Origin of the sequence: Nitratireductor pacificus pht-3B (assembly GCF_000300335.1) — a bacterium.
Lineage (GTDB): Bacteria > Pseudomonadota > Alphaproteobacteria > Rhizobiales > Rhizobiaceae > Nitratireductor > Nitratireductor pacificus.
Map to the genome: position 1 here is coordinate 23,850 of NZ_AMRM01000013.1, position 22,444 is coordinate 46,293.

18 protein-coding genes are annotated in these 22,444 nt (G+C 66.1%); 8 read left to right on the plus strand and 10 right to left on the minus strand.

What is annotated here, in order from left to right:
- Positions 1–263: 263 nt before the first annotated feature.
- From NA2_RS12485 to NA2_RS12505, 5 genes are all read right to left on the minus strand, one after another.
- On the minus strand, positions 264–941 hold the full coding sequence (locus NA2_RS12485) for a sugar transferase (RefSeq protein WP_040677720.1): 678 nt from the start codon (positions 939–941) through the stop codon (positions 264–266).
- 170 nt (positions 942–1,111) lie between these two features.
- Positions 1,112–2,422 (minus strand): glycosyltransferase family 4 protein, encoded by a 1,311-nt coding sequence (locus NA2_RS12490; protein ID WP_008597289.1) that lies wholly within the window; start codon positions 2,420–2,422, stop codon positions 1,112–1,114.
- Positions 2,423–2,430: 8 nt separating this feature from the next.
- Complete coding sequence (locus NA2_RS12495) at positions 2,431–3,342, minus strand: glycosyltransferase family 2 protein (protein WP_040677722.1); 912 nt, start codon at positions 3,340–3,342, stop codon at positions 2,431–2,433.
- A complete protein-coding gene (locus NA2_RS12500) occupies positions 3,329–5,686 on the minus strand; it encodes a GumC family protein (RefSeq protein WP_008597291.1) in 2,358 nt (785 codons plus the stop codon). Before NA2_RS12500 ends, NA2_RS12495 begins: the two co-directional genes overlap by 14 nt.
- Before the next feature lie 25 nt (positions 5,687–5,711).
- Positions 5,712–7,028: a polysaccharide biosynthesis/export family protein gene (locus tag NA2_RS12505; RefSeq protein ID WP_008597292.1), complete on the minus strand. Its 1,317-nt coding sequence runs from the start codon at positions 7,026–7,028 to the stop codon at positions 5,712–5,714.
- A gap of 428 nt (positions 7,029–7,456) precedes the next feature.
- Between NA2_RS12505 and NA2_RS12510 the strand changes: the two genes are divergently transcribed.
- From NA2_RS12510 to panC, 5 genes are all read left to right on the plus strand, one after another.
- Positions 7,457–8,653, plus strand: coding sequence for a glycosyltransferase (locus NA2_RS12510; protein WP_008597293.1), 1,197 nt, complete (start codon positions 7,457–7,459; stop codon positions 8,651–8,653).
- A 10-nt stretch (positions 8,654–8,663) separates the two neighbouring features.
- Positions 8,664–9,044 (plus strand): hypothetical protein, encoded by a 381-nt coding sequence (locus NA2_RS12515; RefSeq protein WP_008597294.1) that lies wholly within the window; start codon positions 8,664–8,666, stop codon positions 9,042–9,044.
- 483 nt (positions 9,045–9,527) lie between these two features.
- Positions 9,528–10,571 carry a hypothetical protein gene (locus tag NA2_RS12520; protein ID WP_244423640.1) on the plus strand — a complete coding sequence of 348 codons (1,044 nt, stop codon included), beginning with the start codon at positions 9,528–9,530 and terminating at the stop codon, positions 10,569–10,571.
- A 133-nt stretch (positions 10,572–10,704) separates the two neighbouring features.
- Positions 10,705–11,550 carry a 3-methyl-2-oxobutanoate hydroxymethyltransferase gene (gene panB, locus NA2_RS12525; RefSeq protein ID WP_040677754.1) on the plus strand — a complete coding sequence of 282 codons (846 nt, stop codon included), beginning with the start codon at positions 10,705–10,707 and terminating at the stop codon, positions 11,548–11,550.
- Positions 11,547–12,416: a pantoate--beta-alanine ligase gene (gene panC / locus NA2_RS12530; protein WP_008597297.1), complete on the plus strand. Its 870-nt coding sequence runs from the start codon at positions 11,547–11,549 to the stop codon at positions 12,414–12,416. The genes panB and panC overlap by 4 nt, the downstream gene beginning before the upstream one ends.
- A gap of 42 nt (positions 12,417–12,458) precedes the next feature.
- On the opposite strand, the gene NA2_RS12535 is transcribed toward panC, so the two are convergent.
- Positions 12,459–13,853: an aminotransferase-like domain-containing protein gene (locus NA2_RS12535; protein WP_008597298.1), complete on the minus strand. Its 1,395-nt coding sequence runs from the start codon at positions 13,851–13,853 to the stop codon at positions 12,459–12,461.
- 105 nt (positions 13,854–13,958) lie between these two features.
- On the opposite strand from NA2_RS12535, the gene NA2_RS12540 reads away from it, so the two are divergent.
- Positions 13,959–14,858: a DMT family transporter gene (locus tag NA2_RS12540; RefSeq protein WP_008597299.1), complete on the plus strand. Its 900-nt coding sequence runs from the start codon at positions 13,959–13,961 to the stop codon at positions 14,856–14,858.
- A gap of 8 nt (positions 14,859–14,866) precedes the next feature.
- Here NA2_RS12540 and NA2_RS12545 read toward each other — a convergent pair whose 3' ends face one another.
- From NA2_RS12545 to NA2_RS12560, 4 genes are all read right to left on the minus strand, one after another.
- Positions 14,867–18,007: an efflux RND transporter permease subunit gene (locus NA2_RS12545; RefSeq protein WP_008597300.1), complete on the minus strand. Its 3,141-nt coding sequence runs from the start codon at positions 18,005–18,007 to the stop codon at positions 14,867–14,869.
- Between the two features lie 13 nt (positions 18,008–18,020).
- Entirely contained in the window at positions 18,021–19,112 is a 1,092-nt protein-coding gene (locus tag NA2_RS12550) for an efflux RND transporter periplasmic adaptor subunit (RefSeq protein ID WP_040677757.1), read from the minus strand.
- An 89-nt stretch (positions 19,113–19,201) separates the two neighbouring features.
- Complete coding sequence (locus tag NA2_RS12555; RefSeq protein WP_008597302.1) at positions 19,202–19,816, minus strand: TetR/AcrR family transcriptional regulator; 615 nt, start codon at positions 19,814–19,816, stop codon at positions 19,202–19,204.
- 212 nt (positions 19,817–20,028) lie between these two features.
- A complete protein-coding gene (locus NA2_RS12560) occupies positions 20,029–20,316 on the minus strand; it encodes a DUF2218 domain-containing protein (RefSeq protein WP_008597303.1) in 288 nt (95 codons plus the stop codon).
- 178 nt (positions 20,317–20,494) lie between these two features.
- Between NA2_RS12560 and NA2_RS12565 the strand changes: the two genes are divergently transcribed.
- Together NA2_RS12565 and NA2_RS12570 are read left to right on the plus strand one after the other, a co-directional pair.
- Positions 20,495–21,424 carry a siderophore ABC transporter substrate-binding protein gene (locus NA2_RS12565; RefSeq protein ID WP_008597304.1) on the plus strand — a complete coding sequence of 310 codons (930 nt, stop codon included), beginning with the start codon at positions 20,495–20,497 and terminating at the stop codon, positions 21,422–21,424.
- A 12-nt stretch (positions 21,425–21,436) separates the two neighbouring features.
- Positions 21,437–22,438 carry an ABC transporter permease gene (locus NA2_RS12570; RefSeq protein ID WP_008597305.1) on the plus strand — a complete coding sequence of 334 codons (1,002 nt, stop codon included), beginning with the start codon at positions 21,437–21,439 and terminating at the stop codon, positions 22,436–22,438.
- Positions 22,439–22,444 lie beyond the last annotated feature (6 nt).

A 22,444-nucleotide genomic window follows, 5' to 3' on the forward strand; every position in this document is an offset into this window, starting at 1 on the left:
AGCTTTGCGTTACCTGCGTATGGACTGACGAGCCGACAGAGCGCCCATGGGGGCATGTGCGATGTGCGGTTTGCCCCGGATCCTTCGGACAGCGAGCAAATGGCCCGAGACGCAAGCAAGGAAAATCATCTAAGCCGCGGTTTGCTGGCGAGACCCCTGAAAGCGCTGAGCACCAGAACGCTGGTACGATGGCTGGTCATCGCCTTCTGCCTCCTCTTCTGGATCGTCGTCCTTTATCTGGTCCTGCGATAAGCCTCCCGCCGTCAGCAGCCATTGCGCTCGAACAGGAGCACGATCACCGTACGGCAGATGATCTTCAGATCGAGCAGCAGCGAGCAGGTCTCCCGATAGCGGCTGTCGAGGTCGACGCGATGCTGGTAGGAGGTGTCGCTGCGGCCGGAGACCTGCCAGAGCCCCGTTATGCCCGGTGTCATCGACAGGTAATCGTAGATGCGCTCGCCATAGCGCGGGATCTCGGCCTCGACGATCGGTCGTGGACCGACGATGCTCATCTCGCCGCGCAGCACATTGAAGAACTGCGGCAGCTCGTCCAGGCTGGACATGCGCAGAAACCGCCCGAGACGGTGGATGCGCGGATCGTTGCGCAGCTTGTGCTGCTGTTCCCATTCGCGGCGCGCGCAGGGGTCGGCACTCAGAAGCTCTGCCAGAACCCTGTCGGCATCGCGCCGCATGGTACGAAACTTGAAGCAATCGAACGGCCTGCCCCCGCGCCCGATACGCCTGTGACGATAGATCACCGGACCGCCGTCATGAATGAGAAGAAAGCCAAAGACAATCAGGAATATTGGAAGAAAAAACAGCATTGCGAAAATACTTGCAAAAATATCCGACAACCTTTTGATTAAAAAATACGCACGGTATTTCCTTGTCTTTCCAATTCTTATTTCATCTTTAATGGAACTATCAAAGGCATACAGCATGTAACAGCCCCTAAGACAATTTTCCTACAACCTCGCCTCTCATGACAAATATTATATTCCCTTTAAAATACGTGATATAACTCTAATGGTGTATATTCAGAGATATTTCGATGGTCTCTCCCTTAATTTTTCATCGCCTCTAAGCTTCTTCTCCGCCGGCCTAATCTTCCCTAGGAGGACCCGCCGGTCCGCTGCCCAAAAGGATTAGCAGGGACGGACCCGGCGAACGGGTTGCTCCTGTCCAGATCGGAACGCGCAGCGGATGCCGCCGCATTCTCGACGATCCCCGCATAGAGCGCGATCAGCGCTGCCGCCCAGCTTTGCGGCGTGTGCGCCAGCTCCCCCGCGGCGCGGCGCGCGCTGCCGCTCATCCGCTCGACCGCCGCGTCGTCGGCCGACAGGGTCCGCATGGCTGCCGCCAGCGCGCCAATGTCGCCGGCAGGGAACCGCAGGCCGGCGCCGGAAGCGACAATCTCGGCGCTCAACAGGGCCTCCGCCGGCAGGATGACCGGTATGCCGCTGCCGGCCGCTTCCAGCACTGCCAGGCCGAAAGGCTCGGGGACACGCGAGGAGACAACCACGCAGCGCGCGCAACGCAGCAGCGCGGCGATCTCGTCGCGCGTGCGCCACCCATGCAGCACCACCTCCGGATAGGCGGATTCGAGACGGCTTCTGCCCGCCCCCTCGCCGATCACGTGCAGCCTCGCCCCGGCCAGCCGCGCGGCGGCGGCGGCGTCCTCAAATCCCTTCTCCGGTTCCAGCCGGCCGATGAAGAAGAAATCGCCCATCCGCCAGGGTTCCGTCCCGGCCCGAAGGAAGGGCATCACCGGGTTGCGGATGGTGACCATCCGCCGCGTGTCGATGCCCGCACGCCGGAAATAGTCCCGCATGCGGTCGTGAACGAGGACGATGTTGGCGGGCATCGCCCGCATGTCGAACAGGCGGTGCAGCAGCGCGTGGCGTGCCGTGCGCCAGGCTTTCTGGTGAAAGCCGCGCTTGTCGCATTGCGATGTGAGACAAGGGGCGGACATGGGAACGCGGTCGCAGACGGACGACCGCGGATAGTTGACGAACCCGCCGTTCGGGCAGGCCAGGAAATAGTCGTGCGCGTGCAGGATCACCCGTTCGCGCAAGCGCGCCAGCGGGCGGAAGATCGACGGCGAGAGGATCTTCGACCAGCCGTGAACGTGATAGACGGTGCCGGGTGTATCGAGGCGATCGATCAATGCCTCCAGCCCGGCGCAGGCGCGCCGGTTGTAGAGTCCCTGCGTCGCCGCTGAGATGCGCCCCTGCTGCAACAGCGGTGCGCCGCCAAGATTGACGCTGTCCGGATCGGCCTCACCCGTTGCGCGATCGCCGGCGAAGAACGTCACCGGTATGTCCGCCTCGCGCAGCATCCTCGCCGACAGGCGCGACAGGTTCGAGGCGCCGCCGACATCGGCGGAGCGGTCGTTGATGATGACGACGCGATCCGGGCGCATGGCGTCCTCTACTCCAGCGCGCTGACGTTCTGCGGGGCGAGCCGCCCACGGACGAGATCGGCCAGGGCGCGCAGATTGCCGCGCAGGCGCCCGCGCCGGTCAATCCAGGGTTCGGGCGCGGCAAGGCGCAGCGTGTTGGCGGCCAGGTTGCGCGCCATCTGCGGCGCGGCATGGCGAAAGCTCATGGTCTTCTTGCGCATCAGATAGATCGGATTGGCGATCTGCGAATAGCCGAGCCTGACGCCCGAAGTCCGGCCGGACTTGGTGCCCAGATGGACGCCGCGCAGCCGGTCCGAGCGGACGATGCGCCCGTGCCGCGCCATCTGGCGGCTGAAGTCCACATCCTCAAGCCAGCCGTAGAGCGGCAGGTTCTCGTCGAACGCAAGGGAATGGCTGCGGACCGTTTCCATGCGGACCGCCATGTTGCAGCCGTAGGCGCTGTAGACGGGGTTCTCGTGCGAGGGACCCGCCGCATATCCGCTTCCATCGAGCAGGCGCAGGCCGTCCGAAAGCGCGATGCCCGGCCCCGAGATGCCGTCCGCCTCGACCCTGCCCGTCGCCATCACGAGATCGGCGTTGGCCGCGAAGAGCTGCTCCACCTCTGCCAGATATGTGGACGCCATCAGGAAATCGTCGTCGAGGAACAGCAGAATGTCGGCCTCATCGACATGGGCCAGTATGGCATTGCGCTGGCGACACAGGCCGCGCTCGGCGAAGATGATGCGGGTGCGGGTCGCGATCTCGCCGAGCGCCGCCCGATCGACATCCGCTTCCTCGGCGGCGCAGATGACGATCATGTCGGCCGGCCTTGCCTGGCGCAGCAGATGCGGCAAGGCGGCCCGAAGAATCCCCCGGCGACCGGTCGTGGCGATGCCGACGGCCAGACGCGGGCATGCGTTGCGAGGCTCAGGCCTTTCCATCGCGCCACCCGTTCGGCCACAGACCACCCAGGGCGGCGGCGGGCAGGCGCCGCGGTCCGAGCGTGCGGTTGAAAACCACGCCCAGCAGGCCGACGCGCGACTTGCCGAAGGTCGCCAGAGCGCCCGCCAGCCATTCGACGGTCATCTTGCGGCGGTTGCCGAGCACGAGCAGGATCCCGTCGAGATGCGTGCTGATCACCCGCGTATCGGCGGACGTCGCGAAGGTCGACAGATCGACGATGATCACGCTGTAGCGGCCGCGCAGCGTCTCGAGCTGCTGCCTCAGGGCCGGCAAGTGCCCGTAGCGGTGCCCCGGATGCGCAGCCTGCTTGATCTGCTCCACCGTCAGCACGGGCAGGACCGGCGGGTCCTCCAGCGACGACGCCTGCTCGTGCACAACCGTCGGCCGCTCCCGAACCGCCGTGTCGCCGTCACCACCCGACCTGTGCTTCGAGGCCTTCTCGTCGTTCTCGATCACGGCCGGCGCGGCCGGCGTTCCGCAGACAGAAAGACCAAGGGCATGACCGCGCGCCTTGGCGAGACGGCTGATGCTCGGACTGGTAAAGCTGGCATCGACCAGAACCACCGCGACGCCCTCATTGCTGTAGAGCTGGGCGAGATTGGTGGCGATGGTGGTCTTGCCCTCACCGAGACCGACCGAAGTCACGCCGACGATGATCGGCCCATTGGCGGGAAAGGCGGCGTCGATTGCATTCTTCACGCTTCGGAGCGCCTCGGAGAACCCGGAATACGGAGCGTCCAGCACATAGCGCAGCGCCGCGGCCGGCTCAGTCGTCGCCCCGGCGATCGCACCGCTGCGAAAACGCGTGAACGGGACATAGCCCAGCGTCGGCAGGCCGAGTTCGCGCCCCAGCCTTTCGCCCGAATTGATGCGCCGGTCGAACACATCGCGCAGGCCCGCCAGGCCAAGGCCGCCGGCGAAGCCGAGGACCAGCGCCAGAGGCATGATCAGGGTGGTCTTCGGCCAGTTCTTCGCAAGCGGGGGTGTCGCGGCCGTCACCATCCGCGCGTCGCCGATCGGAAAGGACTGCTTCTGCAATGTGGTGATCAGCTGCTGCAGCACGCTTTCATACATGCGCCGATAGGTGGTCGCCCGGCTTTCCAGCTCGGTCAGTTCCACGCGCGCCAGATTTCTCCGCGAGACGCCGCCCCTGATCTCTTCCAATTCGGCCTCCAGCAGCGCCTCTCGCGAACGGGCCGTATCCAGCGCCGCCTTGTAGACGCCCTGAATGCGCAACAGCTCGCTTCTGATCTGCCCTTCGAGGCGGGTGATCTCGTCCCGCGCGGCACGCGCCGGCGTGCTGTCGGCGCCATAGCGGCCGCCAAGAGATTCGAGCCTGGTCCGCGCGGCGCCGAGTTCCCCGCGTAGGCGGTTGATCTCGGCGTTGTTGAGTGCTTCGGCGACATAGCCATCGGCGAGGTCGCCCTCCAGGAGACGGCTCGTGGTTTCGAGCCTCGCCGCTTCGCTGGCGGTGTTCGCCCGAGCCGCCAGGAGCTGCGCGCTGATCTCGCCCAGTTGCTGCTGGTCGAGGGCGGTGGCCGTTCCGATCTGTTCGATGTCGTTGCTGTTGCGGAACTGCTCGACGCTGAGCGCCGCCTCGTGCGCCTGCCTGCCGATCTCGACAAGCTTGTCCTGGATCCAGTTCGCGCCGCGCGCGATGGTCTCGGATTTCGCGTCCAGCGTCGAGCGCATGTAGGTGTTGGCGATGGCGTTCGCCGCGCGCGCCGCCTTGACCGGATCGGTCGAGGTGTAGCCGATCTCCAGAACATAGGACTGGCCAACGCGGCGCACCGAGACCCGGCCAAGGAAGCCTGCCATGGTGCGGCGCATGATGTCTTCCTCGTCGGGCGGTCCCGCTTCTTCACCGGCGCCTTCCTCTGAACCGCCAAAGAAGGCCCCCAGCGAGGCGAATGCGCCGCGCACCATCGAGCGCCAAGAGGTGCTGTCGCGGATTTCCGGGTCCTCGGTAAGGTTGAGTTCGTTGATGACGGACCGGGCGATCGCCTCGGACTTCACGATCTCCACCTCGCTGGCGATTTCCGCCGTCTCGATGATGATGGTCCCGGTCGAAGCATCCTGAGAGGCGATACGACCCTGCTCACGGTCGATGACGATGCGCGCGATGGACGAATAGGTGGGCTGCGTCTTGGCGATGTAGAGCGCGCCGAGCGCAGCGCCCAGCCCGGTCATCAGCGCGAGGATCAGCATGTGCCGGCGCAGGAAGGACCAGATGTCGCGAAAGGAGATGTACTCCGCCGGCAGGTCGTTGCCCGGCCTTGCATAGTCGCCGCTCGGGAATTTTCGGATTTCCTGGACCACCATGTTTCGTTCCGTTCCCTTTGTCGCTTCAGCGGGTGCTGGTGCGTGCAGATTGCCGGCCGGCCGCGGCGGCGAGCGGCGGGGCGGACGCCCCGACCAGATCGAGATGCACCTCCAGAACGTCGCCGGGTTGCAGGAGGGTCGTTTCGGAGGCCGGCTGACGCTCTCCCTCCGCTCCAGCACGGATCAGCGTGAACCGCAGGGGCTGCTGCTCCAGGGCGCGATCCTGCCGCTTGCCGAGCGAAGCGCCGGTCGCCTGCAGGAGCTGTTCGGTGACGCCGCGCCGCAGCGTGAGATCGTCGATTTCCAGATTGACGGCCTGCAGCGCCGTGCCGATCTCCGTGCGCCGCGCGCCCTTCAGGCTGAGCGCATCGCGGTCGGTCTCGGAGAGCCGCTGCTGGGCGCGCATCGACGCGATGGTCAGGTCGAGCCTGCTGCTCTGCAGATCGGCGACGACGCGTTCGAGGCCGGTTTCGCGCGACCTGGTCGCCGTGCCGCTCTTGACCAGCTTGGCGATGTCGCTCAGCTCGTCCTCGGCGATGGCGATCTGCCGGTCCTGCGCGGTCATCTTCTCCTCTAGAACCTGGATCTCGTCGCGGAACAGCGCTCCAAGCTCAGTCAGGGAGGCGAGTTGCCGTTCATAGGCTTCGGTGCGCGCCCTGAAGACGGCATCCTCATCCTTCGCGAATTGGGCTGCGTGCCCGGCAAACGGCGCATCGGCGAGCGCCGAAGCGAAGTCCACTTCGGCGCGGTCGGCAAGCTCCGCCTCGAGGCGCGCGCGCCGCGCCCGGCGCTGCAGCAGTTCCAGGTCGATGCGCCCCAACTCGCCAGCGTAGCGGATCTGCTCGAGTTCCGAGTACCCGCCCGCAGGATCGGAACGGCGCATGCGCCCGCCGGCCATCGCCACGGCCTGCAGCACGATCAGACCGGGCCGATATTCGAACTCGCCGGGCCGGTCGACGCTGCCGTTGACGTAGACGGAAGGATACCGAACCACCTCGACCATCGCCGAGGGCGGGCTGACAAGACCCGTCTTGCGCTGGATCGCATCCGCGATCGCGGTTGCTAGTTCCTCGGAGGTCAGTCCCGCGGCCACCGTCTGGCCCACCAGCGGCAGCGCGATCATGCCTGACTTCGAAACGGCGTACTCGCCGTTGAGCGCCGTCCATTCGCGATACTCGCCCTGGGCCTCCACCCATTCGACCACGGCGACCTTGACGCGGGTCTGCGGCAGGAGCCGGAAATCCCCGGCCTCATTCGCCTGATCCGCCTGCGCGATCGATATGCCGAAAACCAGGAACAGGCCGAGAAGCGCGCCGATGGCTGCGGCGAGCAGCCGGCCCAACCTCCCGCCTTGTCCCGTCACATCTGTTGCGCGCACAAGCCCAACCCCGGTTCTCGCCATGTGCCTGTCCGATGCCTCCGCCAGAATTCACGCCGGAATTCGCGCCAGAATTTGCAGTTGTCCGGAGCGTCCCCGGCCTCCTCCCGCTTGCTGATCATCGGTCGAATCGGCTCCGGGTAAATACCGTCCCGGCGCTTTTCGCCTAGTTCCTTTCGGCTAGCCGGCCTAAGCGCGGCCCATATTCGAGGGAGAGGACCTGCCTCGGCGGGCACCGCGCGGCACGATCGGATGAGGGCCTAGGCCATTTGAGCGGCCGGCTCCTCCGTTCAGCCACGCCCCGAGCCGGATAGACGGCATGTCCGCGCCGGCCGTTCCCGCCATGATCGGCAGGAGACATCCACGATCGAACCAACGGGAGAGACACGGCATTGCGCGTGGCGATCGTTCACTACTGGCTGGTGTCCATGCGCGGCGGCGAAAAGGTCGTGGAGGCGCTTTGCGACCTGTACCCGGAGGCCGACATCTTCACCCTGGTCTGCGACCACGAGAAGATCTCCGACAAGATCCGACAACACAGGATCACCTCCTCCTTCCTGCAGAAGATTCCCGGCGCCAGGCGGCACTACCAATCGCTGCTGCCGCTGATGCCCTTCGCCCTGGAGAGCCTGGACCTGTCGCAATATGACCTGGTGCTTTCGAGCGAGTCCGGCCCGGCCAAGGGCATCACCCCCAGCCCGCAGGCCACCCATATCTGCTACTGCCACTCACCGATGCGCTATCTGTGGGATCACTACCATTTCTACCGCGCCGGCTCCGGCGTTCTCACGAGGCTCCTGCTCCCGTGGATCGCTCCCGCGCTGAGGGTGTGGGACGTGACAACCAGTGCCCGCGTCGATGCCTTCGTGGCGAATTCCCGGCACGTCGCCGACCGCATCGAGAAATACTACCGGCGCACGGCCACGGTCCTCAACCCGCCGGTCTCGGTCGACGACTTCGCCCCGGTGGCGGCAACCGAGGATTTCTACCTGACCGCCGGTCAGCTCGTCGGCTACAAGCGCGTCGACCTGGCGGTCAGGGCCTTCACCCGCATGGGCCGCAACCTCGTCGTGATCGGCGAGGGACAGGAAATGGCTGCACTGAAACGCATGGCCGGACCGACGGTCACCTTTCTCGGCCGCGCGCCCTTCCCCGTCCTCAAGGAGAAGCTCGCCCGCTGCCGGGCGCTGGTGTTCCCCGGCACCGAGGACTTCGGCATCGTTCCGGTGGAAGCGATGGCAAGCGGACGCCCGGTGATCGCGCATGCCAGCGGCGGCATCATGGACAGCGTCGTCGCCGATCACACGGGAATCCTGTTCGACGACCAGTCCGAGGACGGCCTGATCGCGGCCGTCGAGCGTTTCGAACGCATGGAGACGACCTTCCGGCCGGACCTGATTCGCGCCCACGCACAGGAGTTCAGCGAAGCGAACTTCAAACGGCGGATGCAGGCCATCATCGACCATGAACTCGACCGCAGGCGGCAGCAGCACGTGCTGCGCCCCGCCCCTCAACCGGCGCATGCCGGCCGGGCGCGCGGCGGGCGGGCGCCGGCAGCGGCTGCCAGACAGCTCAGAAACGATCCCTGAGGAGGCCCTGATGCAGATCGGTTTTCGCATGCGTGGCAAGGGTCGCGACCAGCAGACGGACATGCAGCGCCTTGGCCGTCTCCTCGCCACGCTCGACGAGCTGGAAGCCGGGCTCCATTCGGAGCGGTTCGGCCTGCAGCAACGTTACGAGAGCGCGGCGGACAGCGCGGCCTTCGCCCAGCAATACTATGAGGACGAAGCGCAGGACGCGTGGCTTCCCGACCAGATCGAAGGGCTGGCACAATCATTGAAGGACTATGGCAGGCGGATGGAAACGCTGCAGCGGCAGCTCGAACTGATCGGCCGATTGCGCGCCAGCACGAGAGCCTTTGCCGAGGACAGCGGTCTGCAGCACGTTTCCCGATCCAACGCATTCCGGGCGCATCACTGAACGGGCGACAGCGCAAAGGCGATGCCCTGGGACATCATCTGCGCCGCGGCTTCGGCTGCGGCGGAGCGCGCCTTTCAAAATGATTAGGATAACGCTGCCGGTACGCTGACTAGATGAGCACCGTAACACCTAAGCGCAGTGGGTTTGCACCAACGTGCTAGCTGCGCACCGGGCGCTGGGCCTTATCATTCCAGCAGTTCGAACGGTATTGGGCGGTTGAAACATGCAGAGGTCGAGGCACAGCGGAGCTCCATCCGGAGCGATCTAGCGTCTTCAAGACTATGCGAACAGACGGGAATCTCCTGTCCGTCTCGTCGGAAACACCCCCTTCGGCCGGACTGGTGCAGTCACGGGCCGCGGGCACGGGCGCAGACACGGGCAAGGGAAGCGAGCGATCCCTTGCGCCGTTCGGAACGACGCACGCAGCGCTCGATGAACATTTGGCCGCTCGGGATAAATCCGGCGAACCGGACATGATTGTTGATGACGAATAGTGGCAGTCCAGAACGCGCATTTCCGCAGACCGACACGACCCGGATGCTGTCGCTCATCCATGGGAACGTACGGACCTTCGAACTGAACCTTTCCGGGCTGCGCGTCATCGTGCCGGCCGACAACGGTTCCCTTGCAGCCGCGGCGACAATCGCCTTGGTTGCCGGAGCCGCCAGCGTCACGGCAATCACCCCGCAGACGAACCGCTTTCGATCGGCGGAAGAGGCCGCCGAAGCGACCCGGGCGCTCGCCTCGGTGGCCGGGCTCAGCCGCAATCTGAGCATCGAGGAGCGGATCGATCACCAGACCTGCCGGACGACCAATCTGCTTGTCAGTTCCGACCCGGTCGGTCCCGTCACCCGCTCCATCGTCGAACGTCTGCCCGACCGCGCAGTGGTCGCGCTGATGCACGAAGCCTGGATGCTGATCAGAGGCGAGGTCGATGTTGAAGCCTGCCGCGAGCATGACGTGCCGATTTCAGCGGTCAATGAATCGCATCCGCTCGTGGGCGGGGCGGAGTACCAGCCGGCCCTGTGCCTGGAACTGTTCCGCGCTGCGGAGGTGAGTGCGGCGAATGCCGCGGTGGCCCTGATCTGCGACAACCCGCTGGCCGACAATCTCGAACGGGGTCTGCGGGAGGCCGGCGCGCAGGTCGCCGTCTTCCCGCGCGCCGACCTGGTGTTCGAACATTCGTGGGATGCGATCGTGCTGGCGTTGCGGCCGCTCGACGAGCCGCGCCTGGGAATCCGCGATCTGGGTGTCATCGCCAAGGCCGCCCCGGCCGCGACGATCATCCAGTACTGGGGAGACATCGACCGCAAGGCGGCGCGCTATTTCGAGCTGTCGGTCTGGCCGCCGCGCACGCCCGGCAAGGGCCAATGGGGATTGCCGCTGGAAACGCTCGGCGCGGAACCTGTGCTGCGGCGCATCACCGGCGCTCTGAAATCCGCCCAGCTCGTTCTTGCCGGCGCACCGACGCAGCCGGGCGGGCTGGCGCAAGTCCTCACACAGAATGATGTTTTCGACAGCGAATAGCTAAAACCACCGGCACAGTCTTCCCTTCGCAACTGCACAAAAATATGCCATACCCCCCGCACCTAGGGCGATCGGGCCATCGCGGCGCGCCGCGATGATCGAGACCGCCGAAGGCAAGCCGAGGGAGGGCAGCTTGAGCGCAACCGGAAGATCCATGGCCCTGACGCCGCCGGAGGTCCTAGCGCGCAAGGGCGGCGTTCCGATTGTCTGCCTGACGGCCTACACCACCCCCATCGCCCGCCTTGTGGATCCGCATTGCGACATCGTCCTGGTCGGCGACAGCGTCGGCATGGTTCTGCACGGCCTGCCCAGCACGCTCGGTGTCACGCTCGACATGATGATCCTTCACGGGCAGGCCGTGCGGCGCGGGGTGGAACGGGCGCTGCTGGTGGTGGACCTGCCCTTCGGCTCCTATGAAGAGGCGCCCGAACAGGCCTTTCGCAGCGCGGCGCGCGTGATGCGCGAGACCGGCTGCGCCGCCGTCAAGCTGGAGGGCGGCGAGAGCATGGCCGAGACCATCCGCTTCCTGACCCGGCGTGGCATCCCGGTGATGGCGCATATCGGACTGACGCCGCAGGCCGTGAACACGTTCGGCGGATACAAGGTCCAGGGCCGCGGGGAAAGCGGCGCGGCGATCGAACGCGATGCCGCGGCCGTCGCGGAAGCGGGCGCCTTCGCCGTCGTCCTGGAGAAAGTGCCCGATGCGCTGGCGCGCAAGATCACGGCTCAAATTCCCATTCCGAGCATCGGCATCGGCGCTTCGCCGGCCTGCGACGGCCAAGTGCTCGTCGTCGATGACATGCTCGGCATGTTCAGCGATTTCCGGCCGAAATTCGTCAGGCGTTATGCCGAGCTCGGCAATGATGCACAGACGGCCATCGCCGCCTATGCGGAGGATGTCCGGCAACGGCGCTTTCCGGACGAGAGCCATGTCTTCGCCGACGAGCCCGCCGCCGGCAGGAAAGCAGGAAACGCATGAGCCTCACCGTCGTCCGCACCGTTCACGAACTGAGAGAGCGGGTCGGCGCATGGCGGCGCGCGGGCGCGACCGTCGCCGTGGTGCCGACCATGGGCGCGCTTCACGACGGCCATCTCAGCCTGGTCAGGACGGCGCTGGCGCGCGCCGACCGCGTGATCGTGACGCTGTTCGTCAATCCGAAGCAGTTCAACAATGCGGCCGATCTCGCCGCCTATCCACGCACGGAGAAGGACGACGCCGCCAAGCTCGCGCTGCTTGGAGCCGACATTCTCTTCGCCCCCGACGGCGATGAGATGTATGCACCGGGCTTTTCGACCACCGTGTCGGTCAGCAACGTCAGCGAAGGGCTGTGCGGCGGCCATCGTCCCGGCCATTTCGACGGGGTGGCGACAGTGGTGACGAAGCTCCTGCTGCAAAGCGGCGCCGATTTCGCCTGTTTCGGCGAGAAGGATTTCCAACAGTTGCAGGTGGTCAGGCGACTGGTGCGCGATCTCGATATCCCGGTCGAGATCGTCGGATGCCCGACGGTGCGCGAGGCGGACGGGCTGGCGCTCTCGTCGCGCAATGTGCGCCTCTGCGAAGAGCAGAGGAAAATCGCCCCCGGGCTGGCAGCAATCCTCTTCGAAACGGCCGAACGCCTTGCCGAGGGCGCCGATGCCGATGCGGCGCTCGCGGCGAGTCGTCTCGCCCTGACCGAGGCAGGCTTCGACATGGTCGAGTATCTGGAACTGCGCGACGAGGCGACGCTGATGCCGGTCGTCCGCCCGGCAAAGCCGGCGCGGCTGCTCGCGGCCGTCTGGCTTGGCGACGTCCGGCTGATCGACAATGTCGGCGTCGCGGCCCTCACCGCTGGGCGGAGTGCCTGATTGCCGCTGCATCGCTCAGGTCGTTGAAAGCGCCGGAGTTCCTCACGCGAGCGCGCGTGCCAGCGCCGCGAAAATGCGTTCATCCTCGCACTGCGCCACGTTGAAGCGCAGGAAACCTCCCGCCTGGCGGGCATGGCTGAAGGCGTTGCCCGGCGCCAGCACGATCTTCTCGGCGAGCATCCGGCGCGCCAGGTCCGCCGCGTCCATTCCGTCGGGAAGCCGGCACCAGACGAACATGCCGGCCTGCGGCTCGATCCATGGCGCGATGCCGATCCGGCGCAGTTGCGCCAGCGTCTCCTCCATGGCGCGCGCCAGGCGCGACCGGACCGTGTCCATGTGCTTGCGATAGCTGCCATCCTGCAGCAGCGTCAGGACCAGTTCGGCGGACAGGGCCGGCCCGCCGAAGGCCGTCGCGATCCTCAGATCGACCAGCCCTTCGATCCAGTCGGCCGGCGCGGCGATGTAGCCGCAGCGCACCGACGCGGACAGGGATTTTGAAAAGCTGCCGATATAGACAACCCGCGACAGCCCGTCGAAGGCGGCGAGGCGCGGCGCCGGGCCCGCCTCGAAATCGGCGAAGATGTCGTCCTCGACGATGGTCATGCCCGCCTGGTCGGCAAGCGTCAGGAGGCGGTGCGCCGTCACCGGCGACAGCGTCGCGCCGGTGGGGTTGTGCAGGGCCGAGTTGGTGACGTAGAGGCGCGGTGCGTGCTCCGCCACTGCCCCGGCGAACCCCGCCACGTCCGGCCCCGCTGCCGTGTAGGGAATGCCGACGATCTTCACCTGATGCGCGCGCAGCAATGCGTGAAAGTTGAAGTAGCAGGGATCGTCGACCAGAACCGTGTCGCCCGGATTCAGGAGGAAGCGGCAGACTAGGTCGATCGCCTGCGTGCCGGATTCCGTCAGCATGATCTGGCCCGGCGCCGCCTCGATGCCGTGTCCGGCCATGCGGCGCGCGAGAAGCGCCCGCAGCGCCGGCAGGCCGAGCGGCGTGCCGTAATCGGCGAGGCCCGCCGGCTCGGCGCGCGCCGCCGCGCGCAACGCCCGGCGCAATCCCTCGACCGGCATCCAGGATGGCGGCAGCCAGCCGCATCCGGGAATGAGCAGGTCGTCACCCGCGCCCAGCGCCTGGCGCGAGATCCACAAGGGGTCGACCTCGCGCACACGCTCGGGCCCGGTCTCGGCGAGCGATAGTGGCGCAAGGGGCGCCGTCACGTAGAACCCCGAACCCGGTTGCGAACGGATGACGCCCTCCGCCGCCAGCCGGTCATAGGCCTCGACGACCGTCGATTTGGAGACCCGCATCGAGCGCGCGCAGCCGCGTATGGACGGCAGCCTCATCCCCGGTGTCAGACTGCGATTGGCGATCCTGCCACGAATCGTCTCCATCACCTCCGCCAGCAAGGTGGTGCGGCTTTCCGGGTCTGTCAGGGCCATCCGTACTGCTCATCCAACCATTACAGTCAGGTGAAATTGTACTGCATTGTATCTGGTAGCGTCACGTCCTTTCCCGCACATGGGAGCCGAGACAAGGAGCATGCCATGAACAAGACGATGAGCGGGTGGGGCAACGGGCTTCTGGGTGTCCTGATCTTCAGCGGATCGCTGCCGGCGACCCGTGTCGCCGTGATGGGGTTCGATCCCGTCTTCCTGACAGGCGCGCGGGCCACCCTCGCCGGCCTTCTCGCCGGCGTCCTCGTCCTGGCGTTTCGCGCCAGAAGGCCCCGACGGCAGGATCTCTTCGCGCTCGTCATCGTCGCGCTCGGCGTCGTCGTCGGGTTCCCGCTTCTGACCGCGCTGGCGCTGGAGCATGTGACCTCGGCCCATTCCATCGTCTTCGTCGGATTGCTGCCGCTGGCGACGGCGGTCTTCGGCGTGCTGCGCGGCGGCGAGCGTCCGCGCCCCGCCTTCTGGCTGTTCTCTATCGCCGGTAGCGCGCTTGTCGTCGGCTTCGCCTTCAGTCAGGGCATGACCGCCTCGCCGCTCGGCGACCTGCTGATGCTCGGCGCCATCCTTGTCTGCGGCCTCGGCTATGCGGAGGGCGCGACCCTGTCGCGCAGGATGGGCGGCTGGCAGGTGATCTGCTGGGCCCTTCTCCTCTCCCTCCCCGTAATGCTCGTCGTCACCCTCGTCGCCCTACCGGGAGGTTTCAGGGCGCCTGATGTCCCGGCCTGGATCGGCCTCGGCTACGTCACGGTCTTCAGCATGCTCGTCGGCTTCGTCTTCTGGTATCGGGGACTGGCGCTCGGCGGGACGGTTGCCGTCGGCCAGCTGCAGCTGCTCCAGCCCTTTTTCGGGCTGGCGCTCGCAGCGCTGCTGCTCGGCGAGACGGTCACCGGCGGAATGCTCGCCGTCACCATCGCGGTCGTTGCCTGCGTGGCCGGAGCGAAGGCCTTCGCCGGCCGGCCACAAGTCGCGAAAGCACGGGTCCCCGCCGAATAGGCAGAAACCTACTCGGCGGCTTCCGGCAACGCCATCACACCCGGGCAGCCGTCATCTTTCCGCGTGTCCTCGGCCTCGAAGTCCGGCCGCCGCACACGGTAGAAGGCCGCATAGAGCGACGGCACGAACAGGATCGTCAGCACCGTGGCCACTGCGAGGCCGCCCATGATGGCGAACGCCATCGGCCCCCAGAACACGTTGCGCGACAGGGGCACCATGGCGAGGATCGCGGCCAGCGCGGTGAGAACGACGGGCCGCGTGCGCCGCACGGTCGCCTCGATGATCGCGCTCCACTTGTCGCGCCCGTCGGCGATGTCCGCCTCGATCTGGTCGACCAGGATGACCGTGTTGCGCATGATCATGCCGGCGAGCGCGATCAGACCGAGCAGCGCGACAAAGCCGAAGGGCTGGTTGAAGACGAGCAGGCCGAGCGCCGCCCCGATCAGGCCGAGCGGTGCCGTCGCGAAGACCAGCGCCAGCTGCGAAAAGCTCTGCAACTGGATCATCAGCAGCGTCAGCATGGCGAGGACCATGATCGGGAAGACCTGGAACAGCGCCACATTGGCCTTGGCGCTTTCCTCGATGGCGCCGCCCATCTCGATGCGGTAACCGAGCGGCAGTTCCTCCATCAGCGGCTTCAGGGTCGGCAGGATTTCCGACGAGACATCCGGCGGCTGGACGCCGGCCGGCACGTCGGCGCGGACGGTGATCAGCATGTCCCGGTTCTGCCGCCACAGGATCGGCTCCTCGTGGCCATAGACCACGCGGGCGACCTGCGACAGGGGCACCGCCGTGCCGCCACGTGTGGCGATTGTGAGATCGCCCAGATGCGCGATGTCGAGACGCTCGCTCTCCACCGCGCGCGCCACCACATCGATGGTCTCGATGCCGTCGCGCACCGCGGTCACCGTATAGCCCGACAGCAGGGTCTGCAGGGTCTGGCCGATATCCTGCGGCGTCAGGCCGAGCGCCCTGGCGCGGTCCTGATCAACCTCGAGACGAATCGACTTCGCCTGCTCGTTCCAGTCCAGATTGGGGTCGAGCGCACGCGGGTTCTGCGCCATCACGTCGCGCACCTGATAGGCGATGCGGCGCACCTCCAGCGGGTCGGGGCCGACGACGCGGAACTGGACCGGGAAACCGACCGGCGGCCCGAACACCAGCTCCGTCACGCGGACCCGCGCCTGTGGCAATCCGCCCTCGGCCACATAATCCTGCAGCCGCGCCTTGACCCGGTCGCGCGCGGCCGCGTCCGCCGTGCGCATCTCCAGGATGGCATAGTTCGGCTTGGGCAGCTCCGGATTGGACGCCAGGAACCAGCGCGGGGCGCCGGCACCGGTATAGGTGCTGTAGGTCAGCACCTCCGGGTCGGCGGCAACCACCGCCTCCATCTCTCGGACGGCCGCCTCCGTCGCCTTGAAGGGCGCACCTTCCGGCAGGCGGATCTCGACCATCAGCTCGGGCCGCGGCGAGGTCGGGAAGAACTGCTGCTGGACGAAGCCGAAGGCCCAGATCGACATGGCGAACAGGCCGATGACGGCGGCGATCACCAGCCAGCGCCAGGAGACACACCAGTCGACCACGGCGCGCAGGGCATTGTAGAGACGGGTGTCGTAGATGTCGTGATGGCCGCCCTCGCCCGCTGCCGCGGAACCACGCTTGTGGAAGTCGGGCAACAGCTTGACGCCGATATAGGGGGTGAAGACGACCGCGACGAACCAGGAGGCGACCAGCGCGATGGTGACCACCCAGAAGATGCCGCCGGCATATTCGCCCGCCGTCGACTGGGCGAAGCCGACGGGCAGGAAACCCGCCGCGGTCACCAGCGTGCCGGTCAGCATCGGAAAGGCGGTCGACGTCCAGGCGAAGGTCGCCGCCTTCAGCCGGTCGTAACCCTGCTCCATCTTCACCACCATCATCTCGACCGCGATGATCGCGTCGTCGACCAGGAGGCCGAGCGCGATGATCAGGGCGCCGAGCGTGATGCGCTCCAGGCTCATGCCGAGGAGATCGAGCGCGATCATGACGATCGCCAGGACGAGCGGCACAGCGAGCGCGACGACGATGCCCGTGCGCCAGCCCAGCGACAGGAAGCTGACGGCGAGAACGATGACCAGCGCTTCCAGGAAGACCTTGATGAACTCGCCGACCGATTCCTGCACCACCTCCGGCTGGTCGGCGATCAATTCCACCTCCAGCCCGACCGGCAGGTCCGCGCGGGCTGCATTCATCGCCGTCTCGAGATTCTCCCCCAGCGTCAGGATGTTGGCGCCTTCGGCCATGACGACGCCGATGGCGATCGCCTCGCGTCCCTCGTGCCGGGCGGTGAAGGTGGGGGGATCCTGATAGCCGCGGCTGATCTCGGCAATATCGCCGAGACGGAACACCGTGCCGTTGACGGAGACCGGAACGGCGGCCACCGCGTCCACACCGTTCAGCGCGCCCTCGACGCGCAGGAACACCCGATCGGAAGCGGTCTCGATCTCGCCGGCCGGCGTCACGGCGTTCTGCGCGGCGATGGAGTTGAAGATCAGCTGCGGATCGATGCCGAGCGTGGCGAGCTTCGAATGCGAGACCTCGACATGGATGCGCTCGTCCTGCTCGCCATAGAAGCGCACCTTCTCCACATCCGGCACGCGCAGCAGGCGCTGGCGAATGTCTTCGGCGGCATCCTTCAGGTCGCGCATGGTGGCGCCCTCGCCCGACAGCATGTAGAGCGCGCTGTCGACATCGCCGAACTCGTCGTTGAAGAAGGGGCCGATCACGCCGGCAGGCAGGCTGCCGCGAATGTCACCGACGCGCTTGCGCACCTGATACCAGATGTCCGCCACCGCGCCGGGCGGCGTGGTGTCGTCGAGCTGCAGCTGCATGAAGGTCGATCCCGGCTTCGAATAGGTGCGCACCTTGTCGAAATAGGGGATCTCCTGCAGCATCTTCTCGATCGGATCGGCCACCTGCCGCTGGACTTCCTCGGCGGTGGCGCCCGGCCAGACCGCCGTCACCACCATCACCTTGATCGTGAAGCTCGGATCCTCGGCGCGGCCGAGGCGGGAATAGGAATAGGCCCCGCCCAGCGACAGGACGATGATCAGGAACAGGACAAGAGCCTGATGGGTCACCGCCCACTGGGAAAGGTTGAAACGCTGCATGTCGGCCCCCGGGTCAGCGCGCGCTGGCGGACTGGATTTCGGCAAGCCGGACCCTGTCGCCGGCCTCCAGTTTCTGTACGCCGAGGGTGACGATCTTCTCGCCTCCCTCGAGGCCGCCGCTGACGACGGCCTTCTCCGACTGGTAAGCCTCGACGACGACCGGCCGGCGCTCAAGCGCGCTGGAGGTCGGATCGACCACGAAGACCACCGGTCCACGGCCGTCGTCGAGGAGCGCTGTCATCGGCACGCGGGCAACGGGCACCGGATTGCCTTTGGTCAGCGATACGGTTGCGGTCATGCCGAGGCGCACCGCCTCATCCGCGCCGGCGATGGAGAAGCGGACCGGATAGGTCCGGCTCGTGCCGCTCGCCTCGGGCGAAACCTCGCGCAGCTCCGCCGGATAGGCTTCGCCGCCCGCCCAGAGCACGACGCTGGCCTGTGACCCTTCGAGATCGGCAAGGCGGCTTTCGGGGATCGCCACCTCGACCTCCTTCTCGTCCAGCCGGGCGATGCTGACCACGGTCTGCCCCGCGGCGATCACCTGGCCGGCCTCGGCGGTGGCGATGCTCACCACGCCGGGTGCGGAAGCCTTCAGTTCGCTGTACCCCATCTGGTTGGCGGCCAGCGCAACGCTGCGCTTCGCCTGTTCGTGCCGCGAGCTGGCCTCGTCCACGGCCAGCGATTGCGCGTCGATGGCGGCCTGGGCGACATGGCCGCGCTCGAACAGCGCGCGGGCGCGGGCCGCGTCGGCCTCGGCCTTGGCGAGGCTCGCAGCCGCCGCCTGCAGCTCGGCGCGCCGCTGCTCGAGCTGGAGATTGAGATCGACCGGGTCGAGGCGGGCCAGCACCTGCCCTTCCTCCACGGTGTCGCCGACATCGACCAGCCGCGCGGCGACCTTGCCGCCGACGCGGAACGCTTCCGCCACCTCGATGCGGGGGGTGACGATGCCGGTATAGGTGCGCGTCTCTGCCAGCGGGGCAAGGCGCACCGTCTCGACACGCACGACCGGATCGGGCTGCTCGGCTGCCTCCTCCTTCTGGCACCCGGCCAGAAGAGCCGCGCCAGCAGCCACCAGGACAATCCGTTTGAGCATTAACAGCGACATCTGCGCCTCATATTCTGAATAGTGTTGAATAACGAATTTGAACAATCGTCATTTTTTGGATGTGCGAAATCGCGCTCCACGGCGCGATGCTAGTCTCTCTTGCCCAGTGCTTTCAGGATGAAACCCATCTGCTCGCGCAGTCCCGCCTCGGTATCCTCGCCGTTCTGCATGCAGTTCTCGATCAGCATCGGATGGAAGAAGGGCACGAAAGCCGTCTTTACGCAGCGCGCCGCCTCGGCCGGGTCCTCGACGTCGAACTCGCCCGCAGCCACGCCTTCCCGGATAATGCCCTCGACGATGGTCGTGATGCGCTCGATATGCGCCTTGATGATCGACCAGTTCTCCTGCATCGCCGCGACAATCATGTCGTGCGTGCGCTTTTCCTTGAGAAGCGTCGCCTTGTTGTGGATATGGATCGCCGTCAAAAGGCGGACGAGCTTTTCGGAGGCGGGATTGGAGGAACGGGCGATCCCGAACGCAAACTCGGCCACCTCCTCCACGACGCGGCCGCAGATGCACTCGTTGATGGCGCCCTTTGAGGGGAAGAAGCGATAGATGTTCGCCGGACTCATTCCGAGTTCCGTTGCGATGTCGGCGACCGACGTCTTCTGATACCCGACCCGGCGGAAGAACTCCTCGGCGACTTCGAGAATCCGCGCGCGGGTTTCCTCAGGGTCGGTTCGTGGGCGTGCTGGCTGGATCATGGATGTCTCTTTCCTGACGAATATTGATAATCATCAGGTTTCAGAATGTCAAGCCAGCCGTCTGCCTCCCCGGAAGAGAGCACGTCACCCGCAATGGGGAACCGGCGCAAACCGATTGAGGGAGATCAGGGGGTTTGTCGCGGCTCCGCACCCGATCCCATTTCTCCCGCATGCAGGGGAGGTCCGGGCGCTTCCAAACGCCGCAGGCGGCTTCAGGCGGAGACCGTCCAGCTGGCCTCGAATTCCTCGCGCCAGGCGAAGCGCTTCAGGTGGTCGAACACGACACCCTGAACCCGCTCCATTTCTTCGTCCGTCTTCGTCTCGCAATCGATCGTCAGCGCCTTCTCGTCCGCGCTGAGGCGGCAGTCACCAAAGGGGAAGTCCACCCGCCCACGCTCCGCATCGAATTCGACCGAAACCTTGTGCGCGAAATGCTTGCAGAGCTGCTGCAGATATTTGGATGCGTGCGCGGTCGCGATGACGGCCGTCGAACTGGGCATTGGCAAACTCCTTTGAGCCATAAAATCGCGGGCGCTGCTCATGGAAGAATGCCGCCCATCAAAGTTGATTATGAAGATCATATTTGATAACGGATGGCCAGGCAAGACAGGGTTCCTAACCGGAACGGTCATGTGACCCGATTGCCTGGTCCTTATTCCTATCCCGGAGCCTACGATCATGCTGAACGTCTCTTATCTCGCGCGGCTGTTATCGCCGCTGCTCATCCTCGCGGCCCTGCTTCTGCCTACGCTCTCCCAGGCGCAGGAGATCACCGTTCAGCACGCACAGGGCGAGACCGTTTTGAACGGCGTGCCGAAAAAGGTCTTCACCTTCGATCTGGCCGCGCTCGACACGCTCGACGCGCTGGGCGTCGAGGTGGCCGGCGTGCCGTCGGCGCTGATCCCCGACTATCTGGAGAAGTATCGCGGCGACGCCTATGCGAAAATCGGCTCGCTGTTCGAGCCTGACTTCGAGGCGGTCAACGCCGCCGCGCCCGACCTGATCATCGTTGCCGGTCGCTCAGCGCCGCAATATGCCGCGCTGTCGCGCATCGCTCCGACCATCGACCTGACCGTGGCGCCCGACGCCTTCTTCGCCGGCGCCAAGAAGAACACCGAAACACTGGCCCGGATCTTCGGCAAGGAGGACAAGGCCGCGGAACTGATCGCCCAGCTAGACAGCTCCGTCGCCGAGCTGCGCGCGCACGCCGACAGCGCCGGAAAGGCGCTGATCATCCTGACCAATGGCGGGAAGATCTCCGCCTATGGCACCGGCTCCCGCTTCGGCTGGGTCCACCAGGATCTCGGTATCCAGCCGGCGGTCGACGATGTCGAGGCGGCGACCCATGGCGAGGCGGTTTCGTTCGAATTCATCCTGAAGACCAATCCCGACTGGCTGATCGTGGTCGATCGCGACTCGGCCGTCGGCAATTCCGGCCAGACCGCCAGGCAGACGCTCGACAACGAGCTGATCGCCGCCACGGAAGCCGCGAAGAACGACCGCATCTTCTATGCCGACACGGTGCGTTGGTACCTGGTGGGCGGCGGCATTTCCTCCCTCCAGACGGTCGTCGACAATCTGGCCAAGGCGCTGGGCGGACAGGGCTGATCCTTCGTGGCCATGCGGGCATTGCCGGCAAATGCGGGTGGATGGAGCAACGCCGCCGGGCTGATCCTGGCGGCGGCGCTCGTCCTAGCCCTCGCGACGGCCAGCATCTTCATCGGCGTCGCCGACATGTCCCTTGGCGCGCTGGTCGGAGACGGCGAGGGTGGCGGGGCCTTGCAGCTCCTGCTCGTCAGCCGCATTCCACGCACCCTGGCCATCATCCTGTCGGGCATGTCGATGGGCGTCGCCGCCGTCATCATGCAGATGCTGTTTCGCAACCGCTTCGTCGAGCCCACGACCTCGGGCACCGTCGAAGCGGCCAGCCTCGGCCTTCTGGCGACGGCGCTTCTGGCGCCGGCCATGCCGATCTTCTCGAAAATGCTCGTGGCAGCGCTGTTCGCGCTGGCTGCGACGTTCCTGTTCCTGCGCTTCGTCGCCAGGATGCCCTCCAGCGCCAGCCTGCTGGTCCCCCTGCTCGGCCTGATGTTCGGCGGCGTGATCAATGCGATCACGACGTTCCTTGCCTATCGCTATGACCTGCTGCAATCGCTGGCCGCATGGACCAATGGCGATTTCTCCAGCGTCCTGCGCGGCCGCTACGAGCTGCTGTGGATCGCCGGGCTTCTGGCCGCGCTCGCCTATCTGGCGGCCGACCGGTTCACCGTGGCGGGCCTCGGCGAGGCGTTCACGCGCAATCTCGGCCTCAACTATGGGCGAATCCTGGCCTTCGGCCTGTCGATCGTCTCACTGGTCGCCGCCACAGCAGTGGTCACGTCCGGCGCGGTGCCGTTCTTCGGCCTCATCGTCGCCAATGTGGTGCGCATGATGGTCGGCGATAATCTGCGGCGGGCCCTGCCATGGGTGGCGCTTTCGGGAGCCGCGTTCCTGCTCGCCTGCGACATTGCCGGCCGCACCCTGCGCTTTCCTTACGAGATTCCCGTCGGAACGGTGGTCGGCGTTCTGGGGTCCGCCATCTTCCTCTATCTGCTCCTGCGACGGCGGGCGCGCCTTGGCTGAACGGCA

Excerpts from the sequence above, each read along its gene's own strand:
- NA2_RS12485 (WP_040677720.1), bottom strand. The coding sequence starts at position 941 with ATGCTGTATGCCTTTGATAGTTCCATTAAAGATGAAATAAGAATTGGA.
- NA2_RS12490 (WP_008597289.1), bottom strand. The coding sequence starts at position 2,422 with ATGCGCCCGGATCGCGTCGTCATCATCAACGACCGCTCCGCCGATGTC.
- NA2_RS12495 (WP_040677722.1), bottom strand. The coding sequence starts at position 3,342 with ATGGAAAGGCCTGAGCCTCGCAACGCATGCCCGCGTCTGGCCGTCGGC.
- NA2_RS12500 (WP_008597291.1), bottom strand. The coding sequence starts at position 5,686 with ATGGTGGTCCAGGAAATCCGAAAATTCCCGAGCGGCGACTATGCAAGG.
- NA2_RS12515 (WP_008597294.1), top strand. The coding sequence starts at position 8,664 with ATGCAGATCGGTTTTCGCATGCGTGGCAAGGGTCGCGACCAGCAGACG.
- NA2_RS12520 (WP_244423640.1), top strand. The coding sequence starts at position 9,528 with ATGACGAATAGTGGCAGTCCAGAACGCGCATTTCCGCAGACCGACACG.
- panC (WP_008597297.1), top strand. The coding sequence starts at position 11,547 with ATGAGCCTCACCGTCGTCCGCACCGTTCACGAACTGAGAGAGCGGGTC.
- NA2_RS12535 (WP_008597298.1), bottom strand. The coding sequence starts at position 13,853 with ATGGCCCTGACAGACCCGGAAAGCCGCACCACCTTGCTGGCGGAGGTG.
- NA2_RS12540 (WP_008597299.1), top strand. The coding sequence starts at position 13,959 with ATGAACAAGACGATGAGCGGGTGGGGCAACGGGCTTCTGGGTGTCCTG.
- NA2_RS12545 (WP_008597300.1), bottom strand. The coding sequence starts at position 18,007 with ATGCAGCGTTTCAACCTTTCCCAGTGGGCGGTGACCCATCAGGCTCTT.
- NA2_RS12550 (WP_040677757.1), bottom strand. The coding sequence starts at position 19,112 with ATGTCGCTGTTAATGCTCAAACGGATTGTCCTGGTGGCTGCTGGCGCG.
- NA2_RS12555 (WP_008597302.1), bottom strand. The coding sequence starts at position 19,816 with ATGATCCAGCCAGCACGCCCACGAACCGACCCTGAGGAAACCCGCGCG.
- NA2_RS12560 (WP_008597303.1), bottom strand. The coding sequence starts at position 20,316 with ATGCCCAGTTCGACGGCCGTCATCGCGACCGCGCACGCATCCAAATAT.
- NA2_RS12565 (WP_008597304.1), top strand. The coding sequence starts at position 20,495 with ATGCTGAACGTCTCTTATCTCGCGCGGCTGTTATCGCCGCTGCTCATC.
- NA2_RS12570 (WP_008597305.1), top strand. The coding sequence starts at position 21,437 with ATGCGGGCATTGCCGGCAAATGCGGGTGGATGGAGCAACGCCGCCGGG.